Source organism: Pseudomonas sp. FH4 (assembly GCF_000510915.2).
GTDB lineage: Bacteria > Pseudomonadota > Gammaproteobacteria > Pseudomonadales > Pseudomonadaceae > Aquipseudomonas > Aquipseudomonas brenneri.
The window spans coordinates 75272-95173 of record NZ_AOHN01000020.1 but is presented as its reverse complement, the minus strand read 5'-3'; the positions used below and the strand labels follow the sequence as shown (position 1 = coordinate 95173).

Below are 19902 nucleotides of genomic sequence, written 5' to 3'. Positions count from 1 at the left end.
TCCACGGATGAACTACCAACCCTTTACCCGAACCTTGATCGCGACGGCCCTGGTCCTGACATTCAGCGGTGTGCAGGCGGCCTCCCAGGCCCCGGTGGCCGGTGAAAACGGCATGGTGGTGACCGCCCAGCACCTGGCAACCCACGTGGGCGTCGATGTCTTGAAGGCTGGCGGCAACGCCGTGGATGCGGCAGTTGCCGTGGGGTACGCCTTGGCGGTGGTCTACCCGGCAGCGGGCAACCTCGGCGGTGGTGGGTTCATGACCGTGCAACTGGCGGACGGGCGCAAGACCTTCCTCGACTTCCGTGAAAAAGCCCCATTGGCGGCCACCGCCGACATGTACCTGGACAAGGACGGCAACGTCGTCCCCGGCCTCAGCGCCAAAGGCCACCTGGCCGTCGGCGTACCCGGCACCGTCTCCGGCATGGAACTGGCCCTGAGCAAATACGGCACCCTCAAGCGCGCCCAAGTGATCGCGCCGGCGATCAAACTTGCAGAAAACGGCTTTGCCCTCGACCAGGGCGATATCGACATGCTGCACAGCGCTACCGAAGAGTTCAAAAAAGACCAGGACCTGCGCGGCATCTTCCTCAACAAGGGTGAGCCACTGCAGGTCGGGCAGAAACTGGTGCAAAAAGACCTGGCCCGCACCCTGCGGGAAATCTCCGCCAAGGGCACCGATGGCTTCTACAAAGGTTGGGTGGCCAAGGCCATCGTCGACTCCAGCCAGGCCGGCAAGGGCATCATCGCCCAGGCCGACCTGGACAAATACCAGACCCGCGAACTGGCGCCCATCGAGTGCGACTATCGCGGCTACCACGTGGTCTCGGCGCCGCCACCGAGCTCGGGCGGCTTGGTGATTTGCCAGATCATGAACATCCTCGAAGGCTACCCGATGGCCGAACTGGGCTATGGCTCGGCCCAGGGTACCCATTACCAGATCGAAGCCATGCGCCACGCCTACGTGGACCGCAACAGCTACCTGGGAGACCCGGACTTTGTACAAAACCCGGTTGAACACCTGCTGGACAAGAACTACGCCGCCAAACTGCGCGCCGCCATCGAGCCGCAAAAGGCCGGCGACTCCATGGCCATCAAGCCCGGCGTCGCGCCCCATGAAGGCAGCAACACCACCCATTACTCCATCGTCGACAAATGGGGCAACGCGGTCTCGGTGACCTACACCCTCAACGACTGGTTCGGTGCTGGCGTCATGGCCAGTAAGACCGGGGTGATCCTCAACGACGAAATGGACGACTTCACCGTCAAGGTCGGCGTACCCAACATGTACGGGCTGGTCCAGGGCGAAGCCAACGCCATCGCCCCAGGCAAGGCGCCACTGTCGTCCATGAGCCCGACCATCGTCACCAAGGACGGCAAAGCCGTGATGGTCATCGGCACACCGGGCGGCAGCCGCATCATCACCGCCACCTTGCTGACCATCCTCAACGTCATTGACTACAAGATGAACATCCAGGAAGCCGTCAACGCCCCACGCTTCCACCAACAGTGGATGCCCGACAGCACCAACCTCGAAACCTTCGCCCTGAGCCCCGACACCCAGAAAATCCTCGAAAGCTGGGGCCACAAATTCGCCGGCCCCCAAGACGCCAACCACCTGGCCGCCATCCTCGTCGGCGCCCCGTCCCTGGACGGCAAGCCTGTGGGCAACAACCGCTTCTACGGCGCCAACGACCCACGGCGCAATACCGGGCTGTCGCTGGGCTACTAAGCGTAGGCAGGGCAGGGGCCAGCCGCCCCTGCTGTGCTTCACAGAAGAATATTTTTTGAAATCAAGGGCTTGCCAGCCTCGGCAAATCAGTACATAATTGCCGCCATCGAACGCACTGAGGCATAAAAAACTTCAATGTTTTCAATGAGATAGAGTAGAGGCAGGCTTCACATAGCCCACTCAAGTTTATATGCGGTGAATGTCGGTGGTTTTGGCATTGATCGTTTGAGGCCGAGTAGCAAAATGGTTATGCAGCGGATTGCAAATCCGCCTACGCCGGTTCGATTCCGACCTCGGCCTCCACTCTTGAAAGCCCCGTAGATTAACGTCTACGGGGTTTTTTATTGCCTGTAGGAAAGTGCTGGAGTTCCGAAACTATCTCATTTTGAAGGCTGGTGAGCAGTCGGAGTTTCTGATCTTCGCGCCGCGATTTGCAGTCGTGAACGAGATCGACGGAACAGTCATTCCGATGTTTGTTGTCCAGAACAATCAGGTTGTGTTCAACACAGCAATCATCAGTAAGGCGCTTATTCAGGAGATCATCCTAGGGATGAACATGCGGTCTCCAGCGGTTGACTCGCAAGGGCGGCCACTACTTGAGATCAACGTTCCGGCAGGGAAACTCGTCTTCCGTAGTGAGGATGAAGATCCGCCACTCTTCTCGCCAGTGGCCCATGCGCTACCCTGCTGGTGCCATCTCGACCGCTACACAACGCCCTTTCGTACGCACCTTCTGCACCAGTCGTGCTCTGTTGACAAACACATTGATCTCGCAGCTGCCTGAGTGCTGTACGTCTTCCCAATATTCTGCGTGCACAAGTTGCCCGTTCTGCGGCCCCGTGTAAGTACCCGCTGCTTCACGTGAGACATAGCTACTGTCGCGTACATACCTAAGCACTACCATATCTTCCTCCGGCACCACCATGATCTGCCTTGGCACACCGAAGAAGTCGATCAGTTCGCCCACCGGGCGATCTTTCCAGGCACTGCTGGCCGACAATGATGCACAGCCACTGAGCAAGGTGGCGAGCAGGGCCAACATAAACAATCGGTTCATAAGGTCTTCTCCCTGAAGGTCGCGTTACTTGGCGGGCATCTGCGCGAACCCTTCATCTATCTTCTGCATGATGGCCGTCTTGGCGGCCTCGCGGTTCAATATCTCGAAGAAGTGCGGCCCTGCCTTGCTCATTTGCGACGCGGGCATCACACCCAAGTGCTCCATCTTCTTGGCCTGGCGTTCAGTCGGCTTACAGACAAAGTCACGGCTTTGCATCAGCCAGGCATCAGGTTTGCTCTGCCATTGGCTGGAATACTTCGCATTGCGAAACTCATTGAACACGCTGCGGAAATCCGCTGCACCCATTATTCGCACGCGGTTCTTCGTACAATCGATTTCGACATCGTAAGAGGTGAAGTTGGGTTTACCGGGCTCTTCGTAAAGTTGATAGACACCCAATGACTTCGCGCCACCTGGACGATTGACGATGTGAGCGGGGTCGCCGTCTGCGATGAACACCTGATTCTTGCCCAAGGTACCCTGGTAGTGAACGACCCAGAAGTCGCCCTTCAGCACTTCGCTCGCCTGGGCAGCGAGGGCACTACACAGTAATGCGGCAGGCAAGAGATGCCTTGTAAAAGCGATCATAGGAGCGGTCCTTTGCCGTTATTTTTGAAGACAATAGCTTCACACTCTGGATGTGAGGCAAAGGGCCATCTAGCACATTCGTACTATTCATAAGAGACTTCTACACCAATACCATCGTGATACAGTCGACCATACGCTTCGGCAACTAACTAGGAACAAAAAAACACGACTCTTGTCGCAGTATGGATTCCCAAGCAGGATTCGATAAAGCGGTGCTGTGCATCTCTATCGACGCATCGAATTAGCACATTACGATGCTGACTCGGCGCTAAAGCACTAGAAAAAGGATTTTGGAAAATGTTAAAGAAAATAACCATAGCTGGTTTCACTCTTGCACTTACAGGTTGCGGACTTCTCCCTCCTCCAGCGCCACCCGCTCCCCCCACAGTCGAGCACTCTATTGCAAGCAAGACCGAAATCGCCGATGCAAAAAGGAAGCTGCTCAGGCGTATATCAGACCCCGACTCCGCGAAATTTGAAACTATTTACAAGTTCAAGGGGCGCTTCGCTAGCGGTAAAAGCTATGAAGGGGTCTGTGGGTATGTGAATTATAAAGGCGCAGAAGGTGGTTATGAAGGATTTACACCGTTTATGGTTGTTGGAGATGTGGTCTCTTATTACGGTGACCATTTACCTCATAACTACCATATCCTCAAAAGTTTTTGCACAAAGTCACGATCAAGCTAAGGAAACTCTGAATTTAACTTTCCGTTTCTGGTGAAATACGTCGATCCGCTTGCCCGAGTTTTCCGTTGAAGCAGATGACCTTCGCCGACGCCGAGTACGCTGGCAAGCGCAAGCAGGCCCGCAAGGAGTTGTTCTTGATCGAGATGGATCAAGTGGTGCCGTGGAAGGGCTTGATCGCTCTCATCGAGCTGGCGATCGCTGCAATTGCGTGCAGGCCGTTTTGGTTTTTGCTACTTACCACTACCCATTGAGAATCGCTGTGTAATTCTGCTCCACTCGCTTGTCATTCTGGCGCCATCATCACTGCAAGCGTCAGCTTGATGAACTCTTCATGTAGTTCGATTCCAAGGATTAAGCCGAAGTATGATCCCTCGGTTGTGAGTGTGTTACAGGTAGTTCACTGTGAAAGTGACTGATGCGTTTGCAGTACCTGCTTCTAGTTTGTCTGCCAAGCGGTAGTAAGCAGCAGATAATGGTATCTGAAAGCTTGACCCACTGGTATTGAACCCGTTGAATGTGTAAGTGGTACCCAGGGCGATAGGTTGACCTGCCTCATTCATCAGTTTCAAGCCGAGTCCTTTTGCTGTTGAGCTGGAGTTTAGTGCCACGACTCCATTCTTCTGGTCTATTACTTGAGAGGTTGCTTTGAGCGAATAGGTAACCTTTTGAATCCCTGTCTGGCACTGATTGAGCCCAATATTGAACTTGATCGTGCGGGGTGTGTCGCCGACTTTACTGAACTCCTGTAGTTGATAGTCGTCGCCCATTCGAACTGAAACCTCAGGGGTTTGACAGGAGGAAGAATTCAGAGTGATTGGATTCACTAGATTAAGTTTTACAAGGTCTAGGTTTCCAATTTGGTGTGTTCCCAATAAACCAGCAGGAACGATGTTGTTTACTGGTTGCTCGCTTGTTTTAATTATTTCAATCGTATAGTTTCGAGCAGGGTCGCTATAGGCAATCCCCGGCAAGACATAGTTTGCTGAAAGGTAGTCGAAGTCTTGATACTTAACTTTAAGAGAAAGTCCTGTTTTTCCGAGGGGGAAAACATTTCCAGTTGAGACGCTACCTAGTGTTGGGTTTAGGGCAAAAATAAAGGAGGGGGTTGAAGTGCAGCTAAATCCCTTCGGCGGCGCCGTGATGGACTCCTGATAAACAATCATTCCAATAGGAGCATCCCTAGGGATCGTCAAGTTAATTAGCGTACTCCCAAAATTTGCTGTGAATAGAGAGCCAGAGCTGAAGCGGCAGCTTGCAGCTAATGTGCCTGATGAATATGCAAGCGCTATCGCGGCCACAATATTAAATTGTGCTAGTAGGCGCGACTTTGGCTGCTGGCTGCTGGCTGCTGGCTGCTGGCTGCTGGCTGCTGGCTGCTGGCTGCTATTATAGTTAAGTTATTGATATTAGTCAAGTTTTTGTCCGGGTTCTAACTCGTAAGCTGCAGACTTTAGCGACCACTCGGAGTCGTGAACATAAGGCATTTCTGAGTTTGTTTTCGGGGATGCCGGCACTCATTGGTCAAAATAGCCGGGGGAGCTGAGAGTGGGTTATCTGTAAATCTCATACTGGTAATCGTGAAGCTGGCTTGTTTGCGAGTTGTGTTCGGTCGGCAGGACGGGACATGTTAGAAAAATAAATCCGTCCCCTTTTCGCTTAAAACTCCTGCCACCTTCAACCCACCTGCTCGAACCGCCGCCGCTTCAGGAACAACCCCACCCCCAGTGCAACGGCAAAGATCGACAGCAACCCCAGGTCAAACCCAAACAAGCGGATTTGGCTCGCTGCAACGCAGCCAGCTGCACCTATCGCTATCAGCAGTACCCCTAACCATTTACGAAGCGGGTACGACTTAAGAAACCGATCCAGCAGAAAGAACAGCACCAGAGCAACGACCAGTTGGGTAATGTCAGACATGTGTTTCTCCCGTCAGGTCTTGATGATCAGTGTCGAGGCGGTGCGTTGCGGGCCGATGCCGCCATTCACCTGCGCCTCAATGCTCACCAGTACGTCGCCTGCATGATAGGTGGGCAGGGTTTCATTCACATACATGCGCACACCGGCGCCGACAGGGGCACCCACGTAGGGGGAGGCAACATAAGAGGTAGCGCCAGCGAACGCCGAGGCCGCAAGGTTAGCGATTTTGGTGCGTTGGGTGTTGAGAACATCGCCCTGTTGCCGGGTCAGCGGCTTGGAGATGCCGATCATCATCAGGCACGGCAGGTTCTTGGCAAGCATCTTGTCGTACACCTCGACGACCTTGCGGTTGACCTCGTAGTGGGCGCTTTTTGCTTCGCCAAAATGCAGCTCGCGCAGGCGTCCGCGTTCGCTGTCGGTGAGGGTGATCTGCGAGACGTTGAACACGATCCCGTGATTGCCCATGTATTGGAAAGTCCCTTCGAACTTCATCGCACGCATCCTTTCGAGCCAAAGGCGGGGATTGTCCAGAAAGCGCGCGCTGGATTCAAATCATTTCACCTGGCTGGCAAGGTGCGTTACCCACCGTGAGGTGCTGACGGACATAAATGGTCGTACTGGGCTGCCCCGGGGATAAAGGGGACGGATTTATTTATCCGACACCCGTTTCGCTTGCAGACAGTAATCGAGGAGGTGGCGGTGCGCGGTTTGAGGCGACGAGCAGCGAACGATGCCTGATCGGTTAAGGGACAGAATGGGGCGATCCGTAAGACATTCGGCGTGTGGTGCCAGTGGCGCCACCCGAAAACAGGCGAGGAACAATGGTCGGAGTCACGCACGAGTTGGTTGGTTGCAAATGAGCATTCCGAGCCTGTTTTCAACGCAGTATGCTCGTCGCACAGGCCTTTTTCGTACAACGCCTAAGGGTTGAAGGCGTTTGGCCATTAGCACAAGCGTGCTATTTGATCCTGCCCACCCACGGCTCATATTATTCCTCCTGAATTACAGAAATCGGGAAAGGACCTCCATGGGCTACAGACTTCCACCCCCTTGTCGATGGCTGGCTATCTTGGCCATGGCCTGCAGTACCCCGGTCATGGCCGAACAAGCCTCGGGCGATTACTGGATCATTTACGGTAAAGGGGAACGCCTGCACAACGAGGTGTACGTCGCCGATGCCGCCGGCATCATGCAAAAGCCTGGTGGCGTGCAATCGGTGCAGGTCATGCAGTTGTTCGAAGACTCGGCCTTCCCGACCCTCGCCGCCTATGAGGTGCAGGTCAAATGCAAGCAGCGCCAGATCCGCCTGGATAGCGCCCGGGCGATACGTCGCTTCGACGGTGCCGTGAAGGATGTGAAGACCAATATCCACGGCTGGGTCGCACCGAAGGACTACTGGTTGCAACGCACCTTTGCCTTCGTCTGCGCCCCAGATAACCGCACGCGCAACCAGATGTTGCCGATCGGCAAGATGCCGGCGGCGCGAATGGTCGCCACCATTCAGGCCATGTTCATTCAGTTGATCGGTGTTCAAGCCAACAGCCAGGCGGTGCAAGAACTGGACGACATGCTGGGCAGCAGCGCCCGATGAGCGCACGTCCTCTGCTGCTTCTCAGCTTTCTGCTGCCGACTCTGGTCGGCTGCATCCCGACCCTGCCGGAATTGCGCGCCAGCCACCAATGGCAGGGGCGCGACGCCAAGGAGGCCATCGACTTCTTCGGCCCGCCCGGGCGCATGGAGCCGTTGGCCAGTGGCGGTGGGGTGCAGTTGGGCTGGTACCGCGACACCACCTATGTGCGCCAGGAGGTGGTCGGCAGCACCGCCGAGAGGCAAGGCAATGTGATGGTCCATACCAATTACTGGGACGACGTGACCCATCCTGGCGGCTGCACGATCCTGATGACGGTGGACAAGGCGCGACAGATCAGCGACTTCTCCATCAAGGGTCGCTGTAACGGCGTGAACCTGGCGCCGTAGCAGTCCTGAAGAAAAGCAGGCGAAGGCTCGTGGGGGCGGGCTTGTCCTGCGATTGCCGTGCCCCGACATTGGTCAGCCACCGCGAACCTTCTTTACTTGCTGGTACACCCCTTGCCCCCGGTGTACGCCCATGAAGATTGTGGTCACCAACATCCCCGTCGACGACCAGGCCAAAGCTGTTCGGCAAACCCAAGTGCAGTGAGTGAATTGTTCAGAAAGTCGAAAGGGACGCAGCTATCAAAAGGCAGCTAACCTTATGCCGTTCGCTCAGCCGGGATTTTCATAGCAGCCTTTACCGGGGGAATTGCTTCCGGCTTGGGTGAGCGCTTTGACTTGGTTGATGGGCTAGCGTCTTTAGCAAGTTTCATCGCCTGCCCCGGAGAGCATTGATGAAGTTGAGTGTTTTTATAGATCCATGGTTTTTGGTGGGCATCCCTTCTTTGGTGTTTGGTTTGTTTTTCACATGGCCGGTCCTGCTCGGGCTCGGCGCTTCGCTACTTGTTTGTTCGCTTGTCAGCAAGTAAAGGAGGGTTCTCATGAGCGCTTACTGGAATGAAGTAGCTGATTTAGTTCGGAAAGTTTCCAGCGTGGGGAAGTGTCTGGAAGACTTTCTTCAGCGTGTTCCTGATCCATGGAAGGCGGCTGACAAGAAAGAGTTTTCTGTTCTGCATGCTGACCTCCTGCATGCCCAGCAAGCCTACTCGTCATTCGAACACTCCAAGCTTGATGTTTGATTTTGCAACTATTCGATTTTTAGGTAACGATTGACTGCCTTCCCCATTCCGCCCTCAATTTATCCCGGCCAACCGAGCTGAAGCCACATAGACAGTCATCTGAAAAGGGGCAAAGGGTATGGGCGTTTTCGACTACAAGGGCATGACAGGCGAGCACGCCAAGGCGCTGTTGAACGACGCCTTGGCTTTATCCGAATACGCTTATGACTCCACCGGCCAACCTCTGGCAACCGGTGGCTGGGCGCCTATTGGTGCGCAAGCCCTGGGCGTGACGCAGAAAGTGGACAAGCAAGGCACCTTTTGGGGTGAGACCGCATTGGCGCCTTCCGCCAATGTCGAGATTTTGGGGCAGTACGATGGCGTTGGTAAGCTGATTGCCATGGGGATTGCCTTTCGTGGCACTTCCTTTGCCCTGACTTGGGATGGATTGGGGGACGTGGCCAGCGACCTGGCTGCCGCCGCACTTCCCGGATACGCCGCCAATTACGCCAAGTACGCCTTCAGTGCCTTGTTGGAAAACGTCGCCAGCTACGCCACGAGCCAGGGCTTGACCGGCAAGGATATTCTGGTCACCGGCCATAGCCTCGGCGCACTAGGGGCCAACAGCTTGGCAACCTTGAGCCGCGATCACTGGGGTGGCTTCTATCAGGATGCAAACTACGTGACCTTTGCCTCACCCACTCAAGGCTCGGGTGATACACCGGTCTTGAATATCGGCTACGAGAATGACCCGGTGTTCAAGGCCATTGATGGTAAAGGCATCAACACCTCGGCACTGTTCTGGGGTAACGATAGGGCTTGGGATTCGGCCGCCAACAACCTGGTCAGCTTCACTGATAATTACGCCTCGTTCTCGGCACATTTACCCAATAGTCTCAACTGGGGAGTCGCCAAGGCTCACTCCCTGGTCGGCTATATCCAAGGCATGGAACGTATCGCGTCCTCGGATTTCTACGACCTGACCAGCAAGGATTCGACCATCGTCGTCTCCAGCCTTACAGAGGTCGCGCGTGAAACCACCTGGGTGCAAGACCTGAACCGCTACGCTGAAAAACACACTGGCAATACCTTCATCATGGGTAGCGAGGGAAACGACCTGCTCAAGGGCGGAGTTGGTAATGACTTCCTGGAGGGTGGTGCCGGCAATGACCGTTTTCGCGATGACGGTGGCTACAACATCATCCTGGGCGGCCAAGGCGATAACGTGTTGGAACTGCAAAAGTCACTGGCCACCTTCAGCTTTGCCAACGACGGCGATGGCACGCTGTACATCAACGACGCCTATGGCGGCATCAGTATGACCCGCGATATTGGTGCGCTGGTGAGCAAGGAAGTGTCCTATATACCGTGGACTTCAATCCCCTGGGGCTCCTATGACATCACTTATCAAGTCACCGGCAACGGCCTGCTGGCCGGTACCGACTTGACGCAATACGCGACGTCCGCCAAAGGCGATGCGCAGGACAATGTCCTCACCGCTCATGCCGCTGGCGATTGGTTGTTCGGCTTGGGCGGCGACGATCACTTGATCGGTGGTCAGGGCAATGATGTGTTTGTCGGCGGGACTGGTAATGACCTGATGGTTTCGGGCGGTGGCAGCAACACCTTCCTGTTCAACGGCCTTTTTGGCAATGACCGGATCGAGGGTTACCAGGCCAGCGATAAACTGGTGTTCATGGGCATTCCTGGCCTGAGCCAGGATTACGATTACCGCTCTTATGCCTCGACGTTCGAAGACAACACGGTGCTGTCCTTCGGCGACAATTCTGTGATGTTGGTGGGCGTGGACATGACTCAGTTGAATGGGGCGGGGGTTTTCATTTCCTAAAGCAATAGGGGCAGAACACCGCAGGTGGCAATGGGTGATCTGCCCCACTCTTGAACCTCCCCGTAGATCAATGCTCTACGGGGGGTATTACCTTGGATCTTTCGAGATAAGCGTTAAACCAGGCTGATCATGTCTGCGCTCAATTGCGCCGCGCTGAAACCTACCAATGTGACACTGCTGTCGCCTGCCAGGATTATGCTGTCGCTGCCGTTCTGGGTGGTGGCGCCAAGGACAGCGTCGGTGGTGGCAAACAACGATTTGGAGAACACCAACAGGTCGTTCCCGTTCTGATGGATGTTGAAGTCGCTGATTCGGTCCTGGCCGAACCCTCGCTGATCGAACACAAACTGGTCGCTACCCACGCCGCCGCTGAGTTGGTCGTTGCCCAGGCCACCGATCAGGATGTCGTTGCCGCTACCGCCATACAGCGCATCATTTTCGGTACCGCCCAGCAGGGTGTCGTTGCCATCGCCGCCGTGCAGCAGGTCGTTGCCGGCGCCACCTTCGAGCCTATCATTGCCGCCCTGGCCGAATATCAGGTCCCGTGCGACGGTGCCTTTGAGGATATCGTCCAATTGGCTGCCCTCAACGGCTCTGGAGTAGGCTTTGTCGGCGCCGAACAGGCCTTCGAAGTCCAGTTTGCCGCTGGTGACGGTGTAGGCTGGAGTCAGTGCCTGCCCGATACTGCTGAAGATCCCGCCGATAACAGGCAATTGCCCGAGTGCACTGGCCAGCCCGGTTTCGAATTCCACATGCTCGACGCCGTGCAGTTCCTTTAGGCCGTACTGGCCACTGGTATCGTTGAGAAACAGGGTGCCGTCACTCAGTTTCACGGCTTCGTAGGAAGAGGCTGCGCCCTTGAGGAAGACTTTGTCATTGCCATCACCCCCAGAGACGATATCGGTTCCGGTGCTGACCCGGAAGCTGTCGTTGCCACTGAACCCGTCAAGGAAATCATCGCTGCGACCGTCTTGCAGTTTGTCTGCACTGTCGGTGCCCAGCAGGAAGGCCGGTGTGCCGAAGTGATTGGAAGTGGCGGTAGCCTTGTCGCTCACCCAGGTAAAGCTGCGGCTGATGGGGTCGAGGTTGCTGATGATTACGGTGCTGTCTCGTTCGATGTGGTCGTAGAACGTCGATTGGCCTATGCGCTGGATGGGATTGATAAAGATCCCCTCCAGGTGAGCCGCCCACCCACTGAGGTTGGCAATCGAGAATGGGCCGTTGGGCCAGGTGGGCAGAGCATAGATCGTGTCGAACAGTACGATGTTATCGGTGGTGGAGGTGTAGCTGGCGTCGCTGCCTTTGAGAGCGTCGATGATGGCGCTGCCCACATTGGTTTCCTGGCCAATGAGGCGGTGGACTACATCATTTTCGAAGCCGAAGTTGAAGATTCCCTCACTGTTGCTGGATTTGGGCGACTCCATACCGAAGTAGTCCGAATCCTTGAAGAAACCGTCTGCCAGCGTTTCCTTGCCCAGGTACATGCTGTTGGTTACCGAACCGCCTTGACTGTAGCCGGTGACCAGCACGTCCTTGCCGCTCAGATTGTGGTCAATAGCGTAGTTCTTGATTGAATCGAGCAGGTAGTCATAGCCGCGGATATAAGAGTTGTCGATCATTGCTGGCCAGCCCAGCAAGTCGACCGGGGAGTTGGTGCCGGCAATGGAGAAGCCTATTTTCAGTAACTGGTCACTGTCGTCGTATTGGCCGAAGACCCTGGCCTGGGAGCCGAATACATTCTCGCCCGTAAAGCTGCCAGTCAGGTCGATGTAGCTCTTGTCAACCTTCAGTTCGTTGGCACCGATCTCGCGCCAGCCCTTGGGCAATGCAAAGGTATTGCCCTCTCCCAGGACTAGCCCAGGGAGGTTGTAGAGGGCGCCTACGGTGGCGACGCCACTGGTGTAGGTGGCGAGGTTCCAGGCATCTGAAATAAGGCCGCGGGCGTCTTGCCCCTTGTAATCGAACATAGCCATTTACTTTCTCCTATGGCCCGACGGCCAAAACCGATGGTCGACGATGAAGGCTGATAAGTCGGGCTAAACAAACGTGCATTGAAGTTGTTTTGTGCGTTTGGTTCAGGTTGCTCCCGATCGTCAATATCGGCTTTGACTATAAGTGAGCCAGACAACCCTAACTTATAAATAAATAAAATTGCACTGAAAAAAACTACCGATGATCGGATTGTACTGAAGTTCAGATACCTGAAAGAAACCTGTCATTACTTAATTGAAATGTTGGGTGCGCCCAGAGGTAATAATGTTGGAAGTGAGCTTTGCGGTTTGTGTTCTTGAAATAGATATTTTATGAAGGTAATGGATTGATAATTATGAGTTTTAATTGTTTTTCCACTGCTGGCGAGGCTGTAATAAGCCGTGTGTGACTTGAGTGGTTTTGTTGTGACTACTTGGTCAGCTTGGTGTCGGTTGTAGTGGTTTTTGTTGTGGGGCATAAAGTCGGTCAAGTACTCCTGTGCGCTCTGGCGAAGTCTCACAGGTGGAGGGTGTCGGTTGTTGGGTTGTATTGCAAGAATGAAACTATTGATCGGGGTTATCCCGCAATCGACAGCGGCCCATTCGACTTGGTGTTTATATAAAAAGCACTTGGCTCGGCGGCGGGGTAGTAGATAAGCGCTTTTAAAGGGCGTCAAGCGCCGGGCTTCTTAAGAAGAACTTATTGTGCGAGCGTTGCATGCCGCTGTGCAAATCACAGATATGACAGCCAGCATGAAACGACGGGTTCGCAGCGGGTGCAACTGACAACCCAAAAAGCTCAGCCTGCGGCCTGCAACCACTTAAACAACGCCATTTCCACGCTGCTTGGCTTGGGGGCAGAAGGAGACAACAGGCAGTAGCGCGAGCCATCTTCAACAAATCCCAAGGGCGCGACTAACACACCGCTTTGAATATCGTCGCGCACCAGGTGCCACGGACCAATGGCGACTCCAAGGCCTGCAACAGCCGCCTGGATGCTGAAATAGAAATGCTCAAAAGACTGCATTTCCATAGCCGGAGTGGGTAACCCTTTTGCAGCAGCCCACTCCTGCCAAGCCGTAGGCCGGCTAGTCGTCTGAAGCAGGGGGGCCGAGGGGCGCAGAGCGTTTCGGTTTTTACCAAACCATAGGTCAGCTTTTTCTGGGCGGCAGACAGGGCCGACTTTTTCTGCGAAAAGCGTTTCGGCATGATAACCGGAGGGCCGGGGGAAATCGTCGCGCCGAATGGCCAGGTCGATGCCCTGGTTGAATGAAAAGGGGCCGCCGCCGGCAACCAGATGAATGTCTAACCCTGGATGACATGTTTGGAAGTCGCTCCAGCGCGGGATCAACCAGCGCATCAGCAGCGTTGGCTCGCAGGACAAGACAAGTCGGCGAGCACGCCGGGCGTCGCTGCGTATCTCGCGAACGGCCTGGTTCATCAGCCCGAGGCCTTCACTCACCGCTTTGGCCAGGCGCCTTCCGGCATCCGTTAAAAAAACCCTTCGGCTACGCCGCTCGAACAGCTCAGCGCCTAAATCCTCTTCAAGCAGGCGCACTGCGCGGCTAATGGCGCCGGGGGTCAGATGCAGCTCGTCAGCCGCACGGGCGAAGTTTTCGAAGCGTGCGGCGGATTCGAAGCAACGCAGTGCGAGCAAAGAGGGCAGGCGCGCCTCAGAAATAAGTGAGTTGTAGTCACTATTTTCTTCAGAAATCATCGTTATTACCCAAACAGAAGATCTGTAATTATTGCCTTGCGCAACCAATAATTCAAAGGGTACACCATGGGCGAATGGATAGTAGTAATCACCATCACACTCCTTGCATGCATCAGTCCAGGGCCCGATTTCGCCATGGTCTCTCGCAATGGGTTGCTACGGTCTCGACGGGCGGGCGTCCTCACGGCTGTGGGGATTGGTGTGGGGGTGCTGGTCCATGTGTGCTACACGCTGCTTGGCTTAGGGTGGGTACTGCAACAGACACCTTGGCTGTTCAATACGTTGAAGCTGGCTGGAGCTGCCTATCTCGTCTACCTGGGCATTAAAATGCTTCGTTCCGGGCCGGCGGTTGAACAACTGGACGCGCCACCTGCGGTGATGTCGGATCTGGAAGCGCTGCGGATGGGATTTCTCACGAATGCGCTGAACCCTAAAACGTCGATCTTCATTGTCAGCCTGTTCATGGGGGTCGTACGGCCGGACACCGCGATCACTGTGCAAGTCGCCTATGGGTTGTTTATCGCCGGGGCGCATGTGTTGTGGTTCAGTCTGGTCGCACTGTGCTTTTCCGCCGGGAGGGTGCGCGAGAAATTGATGGCCGCACGACAGTGGATCGACCGGGTTTTTGGTGCCGCACTCGTGAGCTTCGGGATATTACTGACCGTTGCTTAACGTGATGGCCAGGTTGAATACTCGTACAGGGTTTGGCTGGTCTTCATGCCGTTGCCTGCATATCGCCACGATGCACGATATGCACTTTGTTCCCGTCCGGATCCCGCAGATAGGCGCCGTAATAACCGTCGCCATAATGCGGGCGCGGGCCGGGCTCACCGTCATCGATTCCGCCAGCCAGCATTCCAGCGGCATAGGCCACGTCTACTGCACCTGGCGAGGGGGCAGAGAAAGCCACCATGCTGCCATTACCCGCAGTGGCGTCCTGGCGGTTGTAGGGGGAGTAGACATAGAAGCGCGGCAACGGGCTGCTGGCGCTGATCCAGCATGCGCAAGCCGGCCCGCCATCCGGGGTTACATGGCGGCGGCACAGGCCCAGTGGGATCAGTACGGCATCGTAGAATGCGGCGGCTTTATCCAGATCGTTTGTTCCGACGGTGACGTGGCTGAACATCTCGACTCCTTGAGGGTTATAGGGCTGAAAGTCAAAGTACAGCGCTTTTATTGGGTCTGCCAGCAGAGTGGCGACATGCAATGGCAAGGTCCGTCAGGAGCTAATCGAACCCGAGGTACACTGAGTCTGGGAAAATGCCAGGACGGATTATCCGGATTAACCGCAATATGTTTCCCGAGTCGGGTTGATTATCAAAAGATTCCTCGTCGATATCCTGTGGTCATTGCAACCACTGAATATCGACGAGGAAACACTGATGTCCAAACTTTTTACCCAAGGCATTGTTGGTCAACTGAACACGCCCAATCGCGTGGTCATGGCGCCCATGACTCGCTCGCGCAGCACCCAGCCTGGCGATGTGCCGAACGCCATGAACGCGCTCTATTACGCACAACGGGCATCGGCTGCGTTCATTGTCACTGAAGCCACGCAGATTTCACCCCAGGGCAAGGGCTATTCCTTTACCCCGGGGATTTACAGCCGCGAACAGATCGCCGGCTGGCGTCTGGTGACCGAGGCGGTGCATGCCGCTGGCGGGCGAATTTTCCTGCAGTTGTGGCATGTAGGACGCATGTCGCATCCTGACTTCCACAAGGGTGATTTACCTGTTGCGCCTTCTGCGATTCCTTTCGATGGCAGTATCTGGAAGGTGGATGCCGAGTCGGGTGTCGGCAGCATGGCCCCATGCCCGACACCACGGGCACTGGAGCGCGACGAAATCCACGCCATCGTCGACGATTACCGTACTGCGGCGCGCAATGCCATGACGGCGGGTTTCGACGGTGTCGAGGTGCACGCAGCAAACGGCTACTTGATTGACCAGTTCCTGCGCACCACGTCTAATGTTCGTACGGATGAATACGGCGGATCCCGCGACAATCGCCTGCGTTTTCTCAAAGAAGTCATGGATGCGGTGATTGATGAAGTGGGGGCCGACCGCGCGGCGATTCGTATTGCGCCGTTTCTCACGGCCCGCGGCATGGCGTGCCCGGACATTCTGCCCACTTTGTTGGACGCTGCTGGTTATTTGCAGGACAAGGGCATTGCCTACCTGCACTTGGTCGAGGCGGACTGGGATGATGCTCCCAAGTTTCCCGAGGACTTCCGTCGGGTCGTACGCGAGCGGTTCCGCAATGCCATTGTGGTGGCCGGCAAGTACGATGTGGAGCTCGCAGAGTGGGTGCTGGAAAAAGGCTACGCAGACTTTGTCGCTTTCGGACGTAAGTTTGTCGCCAACCCGGATCTGCCACTGCGGCTGGAGAAAGGCTATCCCTTAGCCGGTTTGGAGGGGGCCGAGTTATTTGGTGGTACTGAGCGCGGCTACTCGGATTTTTCCGCCTGGGCCCAGCAGGGCTGAAACCTACAGGTCAGATCCAAAAATCTCCTTGGGGCGCGCTCAGTTCGCCAGCTTCAAGGAGATTTCGTCCATCAGCAGTTTGACTCGGCGCGGCACAGCGTGGCCGGAAGGGTAGACGATCTGCAAGTCCACGCCCTGCAGAGAATAGGTCTGCAGCACCTCGACCAGCCGGCCTGCGTTCAAGTCATCAAACACATCGATGTAGGACTTGATACAGACACCGTGACCCGCCAGGCACCACTGGCGCACCTGATCGCCGTCATTGGCGATACGCCTGCCCGACACCTGAACCTTGAACGTACGGCCATCGGCGCGGAACTGCCATTCACGGTGGATGTTGCTGCCAAAACGCATCAGGATGCACTGCTGATGGGCCAGGTCCGATGGGTGTCGGGGCGTACCGTGGGCCTTGAGGTAGGCGGGGGATGCACATACGACCCTACGGCCCTCGCTGAGTTTTCTGACGCGCAAGGTGCTGTCAGATAGGGCGCCATATCGAATGGCGAAATCAATCCCTTGCCCCGCGAGATCCAGGTAGCCATCCGTCAGATTCAGGTCGAGACTGATCTCGGGATGAGTTTGCAGAAACTCATCGAGGATCGGCACGACACGGTTTCGGCCCAGGTCAACGGGGGCGCTCAGGCGTATCAGCCCCGAGATACGTTCGATGCCCAGTTTGATATTGCTCTCGATATCGTCAGCCTCTGCCAGCAGGCGCCGGGCGCCCTCCATCAGCATTCGCCCTTCGTCTGTGAGGCTGATTGAGCGTGTCGTACGGGTCAGCAGCGTTGCGCCGTAGTGCCTTTCCAAAGCCCCGAGCCGTTCCGAGACAGACGTCGGCGAAAGTCCGGCTTCGCGGCCTGCCGCCGACAATCCGCCTTTCTCGACAATCAATAGAAACAGCGCGAGGTTCTCGAAGAGCATTATCCGGATTTTCCTGAATATGATTGTGATTTTTGCCTGATTCTACGCCAGTGAGAAGTAGCGATCAGGTCATTTATAGGGGTAAACCTGCTTTAGTTCAGTAGCGCGTGCCTGACGAATCGTGCCGTTTTTTCCAGTGTTCCCCGCATAGCAAGCCCAGGAGTCGGTGATGGCGGGGCGCTTGCACTTCCACGGTGGGCGCCATGCACGCGAGCACATTGAAGAGAATTGTATCTCTCGATCCGCCCCCAGCTGTACGGGGCAGGGCGCCACAGAACCCTCTACTGTCAGGGCAACAATCATTTGCCGGATGCCGCACCATGTTCATGTCCACCAGCCTGCTTTCGGCCTTTGCGCTGTTTGCCTTCGTGTCTTCGATTACCCCAGGCCCCAATAACACCATGCTGTTGGCGTCGGGCGTGAATTTCGGTTTTCGCCGCTCGATTCCCCATGCCCTGGGGATCAGCGTGGGCTTTATGGTGCTGGTGATTTCGGTCGGCCTGGGCCTTGGGGAGGTGTTCAAGGCGTTGCCTTGGGCGTACACCGCGTTGCGTTATATCGGGGCGGCGTACTTGTTGTACCTGGCATGGAAGATTGCCAACTCTGGAGCGATGTCGGACGACACGCACGGCAAGCGCAAACCCATGACCTTTCTCGCGGCCGCGGTGTTCCAGTGGGTCAACCCCAAAGCCTGGGTCATGGCGTTGGGGGCGATCACCACCTATACGCCGGCTGAAGGCTACTTCACTAACGTACTGGTCATCGCCGTGGTGTTTGCAGTGGTCAACCTGCCGAGTGTGTGCGTCTGGGCGGGGTGTGGCACCGGTTTGCGCAATGTCCTGCGTGAGCCGCGCTGGTTGAAGCTATTCAACTGGTCGATGGCGGGGCTGTTGGTGCTGTCGTTGTACCCGATGTTTTTTCTGGGTTGATGGGATCGAGATATAAAACCCTGGACCTATCCCGAAACACTCTACCGAACTGTGAGAAGTGACAGTATCGAGCAGCAAGGGGCTTGCGCACTATTAATTGCAGTCTGCGGTTTTTCTGTCTTTCCAGCCAATGGTGTTTTTTGGAGGGGATCGTTAAACCATCAATCTCAAGTTAATGGAGTGTTACCCAATGTCGAAGGAACTACTCAGCCCGCCGGGCACACAAGCGTTGCAATCCAATCCTGATGTCGGAGGTGCTGCCGAGGGGGTGAAAGCCCCACCTTCTCAGTTGGCCTATCTCAAGGACAACTCAGTGAATCCGGCCCGGTATTTGATGATGGCCAACGGATACGTCATGACCACCAAGGATATCAACCAGGCCTCGAAGTTTCTGGTCATCAGTTATGGCGACGGGAACTGGTACATCATGACTGTCGATACCGCAGAGTACCTGTCGTTTACCGACCGCAGCTACCTCTATGCCTATTCGGGGTGGAGCAACGCCAGGTACGTGAACATCGACCCTGTGAGCTTTAAAAAATACCCCGGTCTCTATCTGCACAATGGCTACGTTTGTTGCAATGGAATGAAGGACAAGCCAGACAGCCTGATGAGCGTCCATCTTGAACTGATCAAGTAGCGGTTTAAAATACGCCAAACCGTGCGCTTGATAACGCAATACCAGAAGTACTGTTGTGCATCACGCGCACTTTGCCTCACACCCCAGTGTCAGACCGGTGAGATGGTGGCCAGCAGGCCGATCCCAATAGTCAGTGCCAGAAACCCAAACAGAAAAATTGCCATCTTAGCCATGGGGCCTCCAAAAGGAAGAAGGGCGGCTGGAGGGTTCCTGCCGATGAGCCATTGTCGGGGTTGTGGTGTGTTCGGTACAGATGCAGGTGATAAAGAAAAAAGCGTATCAGATTCGACATTCAGGCTGCTGTGCTGGGGTTCTGGCTGGGGCTAGGAGGTGCTGATCAGACTGTCGGGAGCTTGGGGTTGGCGTCTGGACTGCGAAGGCCCTTAACGCGCGGCAGGATGTATTTGAGCCATTGCACGCGGTGTGGGCCTGACAGGTCCGGCATTTGGTCGATGCCCGCCGATTCAGCTTCATCGCTTGGGTAGCAGCTGTCACTGCTGCGCCTGCCGTCGGGGTAGACAATAAAGCCCCCGCGCCCGTTTTCACATTCATGTAGATACACCGGCGACAGTTCGCGCTGCTTATCAATGCGTGCATTCAAATGGACGATATAGGCACCCATCGCAATCGTCACGCACACAATCAGCCCCAGGCATATCACCAACTGCCAGGTATAGCCGGCGCCGGCGTTATCAGAATGCACGGGCGACACAGCACTG

General features: G+C 55.6%; 21 protein-coding genes, 1 tRNA gene and 1 pseudogene. 13 read left to right on the top strand and 10 right to left on the bottom strand.

Annotated elements, in window-relative coordinates; genetic code table 11:
• Positions 1-7: 7 nt before the first annotated feature.
• From ggt to H097_RS29030, 3 genes are all read left to right on the top strand, one after another.
• Complete coding sequence (ggt, locus tag H097_RS15615; RefSeq protein WP_029294859.1) at positions 8-1732, top strand: gamma-glutamyltransferase; 1725 nt, start codon at positions 8-10, stop codon at positions 1730-1732.
• Between the two features lie 229 nt (positions 1733-1961).
• Positions 1962-2035 (top strand) — tRNA-Cys (locus H097_RS15610).
• A 55-nt stretch (positions 2036-2090) separates the two neighbouring features.
• On the top strand, positions 2091-2516 hold the full coding sequence (locus tag H097_RS29030) for a DUF1983 domain-containing protein (RefSeq protein ID WP_032860845.1): 426 nt from the start codon (positions 2091-2093) through the stop codon (positions 2514-2516).
• On the opposite strand, the gene H097_RS27825 is transcribed toward H097_RS29030, so the two are convergent.
• Positions 2412-2789, bottom strand: a complete 378-nt coding sequence (locus H097_RS27825; RefSeq protein ID WP_082445608.1) for a hypothetical protein — start codon at positions 2787-2789, stop codon at positions 2412-2414. The genes H097_RS29030 and H097_RS27825 overlap by 105 nt on opposite strands.
• A gap of 24 nt (positions 2790-2813) precedes the next feature.
• Positions 2814-3377 carry a hypothetical protein gene (locus tag H097_RS15600; RefSeq protein WP_032860844.1) on the bottom strand — a complete coding sequence of 188 codons (564 nt, stop codon included), beginning with the start codon at positions 3375-3377 and terminating at the stop codon, positions 2814-2816.
• Positions 3378-3674: 297 nt separating this feature from the next.
• Between H097_RS15600 and H097_RS28220 the strand changes: the two genes are divergently transcribed.
• A complete protein-coding gene (locus tag H097_RS28220; protein ID WP_141562839.1) occupies positions 3675-4064 on the top strand; it encodes a hypothetical protein in 390 nt (129 codons plus the stop codon).
• 65 nt (positions 4065-4129) lie between these two features.
• Positions 4130-4252, top strand: a pseudogene (locus H097_RS27820) (IS5/IS1182 family transposase); the annotation flags it as partial.
• Between the two features lie 198 nt (positions 4253-4450).
• On the opposite strand, the gene H097_RS28780 reads toward H097_RS27820, so the two are convergent.
• The 3 genes from H097_RS28780 to H097_RS15585 all read right to left on the bottom strand — a co-directional run bounded on the left by H097_RS28780 (position 4451) and on the right by H097_RS15585 (position 6473).
• Positions 4451-5227 (bottom strand): fimbrial protein, encoded by a 777-nt coding sequence (locus H097_RS28780; protein ID WP_082445606.1) that lies wholly within the window; start codon positions 5225-5227, stop codon positions 4451-4453.
• 511 nt (positions 5228-5738) lie between these two features.
• Positions 5739-5981, bottom strand: coding sequence for a hypothetical protein (locus H097_RS15590; RefSeq protein ID WP_032860842.1), 243 nt, complete (start codon positions 5979-5981; stop codon positions 5739-5741).
• A gap of 12 nt (positions 5982-5993) precedes the next feature.
• Positions 5994-6473, bottom strand: coding sequence for a hypothetical protein (locus H097_RS15585; protein ID WP_032860840.1), 480 nt, complete (start codon positions 6471-6473; stop codon positions 5994-5996).
• A 583-nt stretch (positions 6474-7056) separates the two neighbouring features.
• Here H097_RS15585 and H097_RS15580 point away from each other — a divergent pair.
• From H097_RS15580 to H097_RS15565, 4 genes are all read left to right on the top strand, one after another.
• Positions 7057-7572: a hypothetical protein gene (locus tag H097_RS15580; protein WP_156356805.1), complete on the top strand. Its 516-nt coding sequence runs from the start codon at positions 7057-7059 to the stop codon at positions 7570-7572.
• On the top strand, positions 7569-7958 hold the full coding sequence (locus H097_RS15575; RefSeq protein WP_050593372.1) for a hypothetical protein: 390 nt from the start codon (positions 7569-7571) through the stop codon (positions 7956-7958). Before H097_RS15580 ends, H097_RS15575 begins: the two co-directional genes overlap by 4 nt.
• Before the next feature lie 536 nt (positions 7959-8494).
• On the top strand, positions 8495-8692 hold the full coding sequence (locus H097_RS15570) for a hypothetical protein (protein ID WP_032860837.1): 198 nt from the start codon (positions 8495-8497) through the stop codon (positions 8690-8692).
• A gap of 118 nt (positions 8693-8810) precedes the next feature.
• Entirely contained in the window at positions 8811-10520 is a 1710-nt protein-coding gene (locus H097_RS15565; protein ID WP_032860836.1) for a polyurethanase, read from the top strand.
• Between the two features lie 113 nt (positions 10521-10633).
• Here H097_RS15565 and H097_RS15560 read toward each other — a convergent pair whose 3' ends face one another.
• Together H097_RS15560 and H097_RS15555 are read right to left on the bottom strand one after the other, a co-directional pair.
• Complete coding sequence (locus tag H097_RS15560) at positions 10634-12493, bottom strand: calcium-binding protein (protein ID WP_032860834.1); 1860 nt, start codon at positions 12491-12493, stop codon at positions 10634-10636.
• 796 nt (positions 12494-13289) lie between these two features.
• Positions 13290-14207, bottom strand: a complete 918-nt coding sequence (locus H097_RS15555; RefSeq protein WP_032860831.1) for a LysR family transcriptional regulator — start codon at positions 14205-14207, stop codon at positions 13290-13292.
• Positions 14208-14273: 66 nt separating this feature from the next.
• Between H097_RS15555 and H097_RS15550 the strand changes: the two genes are divergently transcribed.
• Complete coding sequence (locus H097_RS15550) at positions 14274-14879, top strand: LysE family transporter (protein WP_032860830.1); 606 nt, start codon at positions 14274-14276, stop codon at positions 14877-14879.
• Positions 14880-14922: 43 nt separating this feature from the next.
• Here the strand turns inward: H097_RS15550 and H097_RS15545 are convergent, their stop codons facing one another.
• Positions 14923-15333 (bottom strand): VOC family protein, encoded by a 411-nt coding sequence (locus H097_RS15545; protein ID WP_032860829.1) that lies wholly within the window; start codon positions 15331-15333, stop codon positions 14923-14925.
• A gap of 256 nt (positions 15334-15589) precedes the next feature.
• On the opposite strand from H097_RS15545, the gene H097_RS15540 reads away from it, so the two are divergent.
• Complete coding sequence (locus H097_RS15540) at positions 15590-16690, top strand: alkene reductase (RefSeq protein WP_032860828.1); 1101 nt, start codon at positions 15590-15592, stop codon at positions 16688-16690.
• A 39-nt stretch (positions 16691-16729) separates the two neighbouring features.
• Here the strand turns inward: H097_RS15540 and H097_RS15535 are convergent, their stop codons facing one another.
• On the bottom strand, positions 16730-17614 hold the full coding sequence (locus tag H097_RS15535; protein WP_032860826.1) for a LysR family transcriptional regulator: 885 nt from the start codon (positions 17612-17614) through the stop codon (positions 16730-16732).
• Positions 17615-17934: 320 nt separating this feature from the next.
• On the opposite strand from H097_RS15535, the gene H097_RS15530 reads away from it, so the two are divergent.
• A complete protein-coding gene (locus tag H097_RS15530) occupies positions 17935-18543 on the top strand; it encodes a LysE family translocator (RefSeq protein WP_032860825.1) in 609 nt (202 codons plus the stop codon).
• Between the two features lie 190 nt (positions 18544-18733).
• Positions 18734-19183 carry a hypothetical protein gene (locus H097_RS15525; protein WP_032860823.1) on the top strand — a complete coding sequence of 150 codons (450 nt, stop codon included), beginning with the start codon at positions 18734-18736 and terminating at the stop codon, positions 19181-19183.
• A gap of 337 nt (positions 19184-19520) precedes the next feature.
• Here the strand turns inward: H097_RS15525 and H097_RS15520 are convergent, their stop codons facing one another.
• A complete protein-coding gene (locus H097_RS15520) occupies positions 19521-19886 on the bottom strand; it encodes a hypothetical protein (RefSeq protein WP_223820031.1) in 366 nt (121 codons plus the stop codon).
• Positions 19887-19902: the final 16 nt, after the last annotated feature.

Coding starts and splice junctions, on each gene's coding strand:
- H097_RS15570 (WP_032860837.1), top strand. CDS start 8,495: ATGAGCGCTTACTGGAATGAAGTAGCTGATTTAGTTCGGAAAGTTTCC.
- H097_RS15580 (WP_156356805.1), top strand. CDS start 7,057: ATGGCCTGCAGTACCCCGGTCATGGCCGAACAAGCCTCGGGCGATTAC.
- H097_RS27825 (WP_082445608.1), bottom strand. CDS start 2,789: ATGAACCGATTGTTTATGTTGGCCCTGCTCGCCACCTTGCTCAGTGGC.
- H097_RS15535 (WP_032860826.1), bottom strand. CDS start 17,614: ATGCTCTTCGAGAACCTCGCGCTGTTTCTATTGATTGTCGAGAAAGGC.
- H097_RS15565 (WP_032860836.1), top strand. CDS start 8,811: ATGGGCGTTTTCGACTACAAGGGCATGACAGGCGAGCACGCCAAGGCG.
- H097_RS15545 (WP_032860829.1), bottom strand. CDS start 15,333: ATGTTCAGCCACGTCACCGTCGGAACAAACGATCTGGATAAAGCCGCC.
- H097_RS15560 (WP_032860834.1), bottom strand. CDS start 12,493: ATGGCTATGTTCGATTACAAGGGGCAAGACGCCCGCGGCCTTATTTCA.
- H097_RS15590 (WP_032860842.1), bottom strand. CDS start 5,981: ATGTCTGACATTACCCAACTGGTCGTTGCTCTGGTGCTGTTCTTTCTG.
- H097_RS15555 (WP_032860831.1), bottom strand. CDS start 14,207: ATGATTTCTGAAGAAAATAGTGACTACAACTCACTTATTTCTGAGGCG.
- H097_RS28220 (WP_141562839.1), top strand. CDS start 3,675: ATGTTAAAGAAAATAACCATAGCTGGTTTCACTCTTGCACTTACAGGT.
- ggt (WP_029294859.1), top strand. CDS start 8: ATGAACTACCAACCCTTTACCCGAACCTTGATCGCGACGGCCCTGGTC.
- H097_RS15530 (WP_032860825.1), top strand. CDS start 17,935: ATGTTCATGTCCACCAGCCTGCTTTCGGCCTTTGCGCTGTTTGCCTTC.
- H097_RS28780 (WP_082445606.1), bottom strand. CDS start 5,227: ATGATTGTTTATCAGGAGTCCATCACGGCGCCGCCGAAGGGATTTAGC.
- H097_RS15550 (WP_032860830.1), top strand. CDS start 14,274: ATGGGCGAATGGATAGTAGTAATCACCATCACACTCCTTGCATGCATC.
- H097_RS15540 (WP_032860828.1), top strand. CDS start 15,590: ATGTCCAAACTTTTTACCCAAGGCATTGTTGGTCAACTGAACACGCCC.
- H097_RS15585 (WP_032860840.1), bottom strand. CDS start 6,473: ATGAAGTTCGAAGGGACTTTCCAATACATGGGCAATCACGGGATCGTG.
- H097_RS15525 (WP_032860823.1), top strand. CDS start 18,734: ATGTCGAAGGAACTACTCAGCCCGCCGGGCACACAAGCGTTGCAATCC.
- H097_RS15600 (WP_032860844.1), bottom strand. CDS start 3,377: ATGATCGCTTTTACAAGGCATCTCTTGCCTGCCGCATTACTGTGTAGT.
- H097_RS15575 (WP_050593372.1), top strand. CDS start 7,569: ATGAGCGCACGTCCTCTGCTGCTTCTCAGCTTTCTGCTGCCGACTCTG.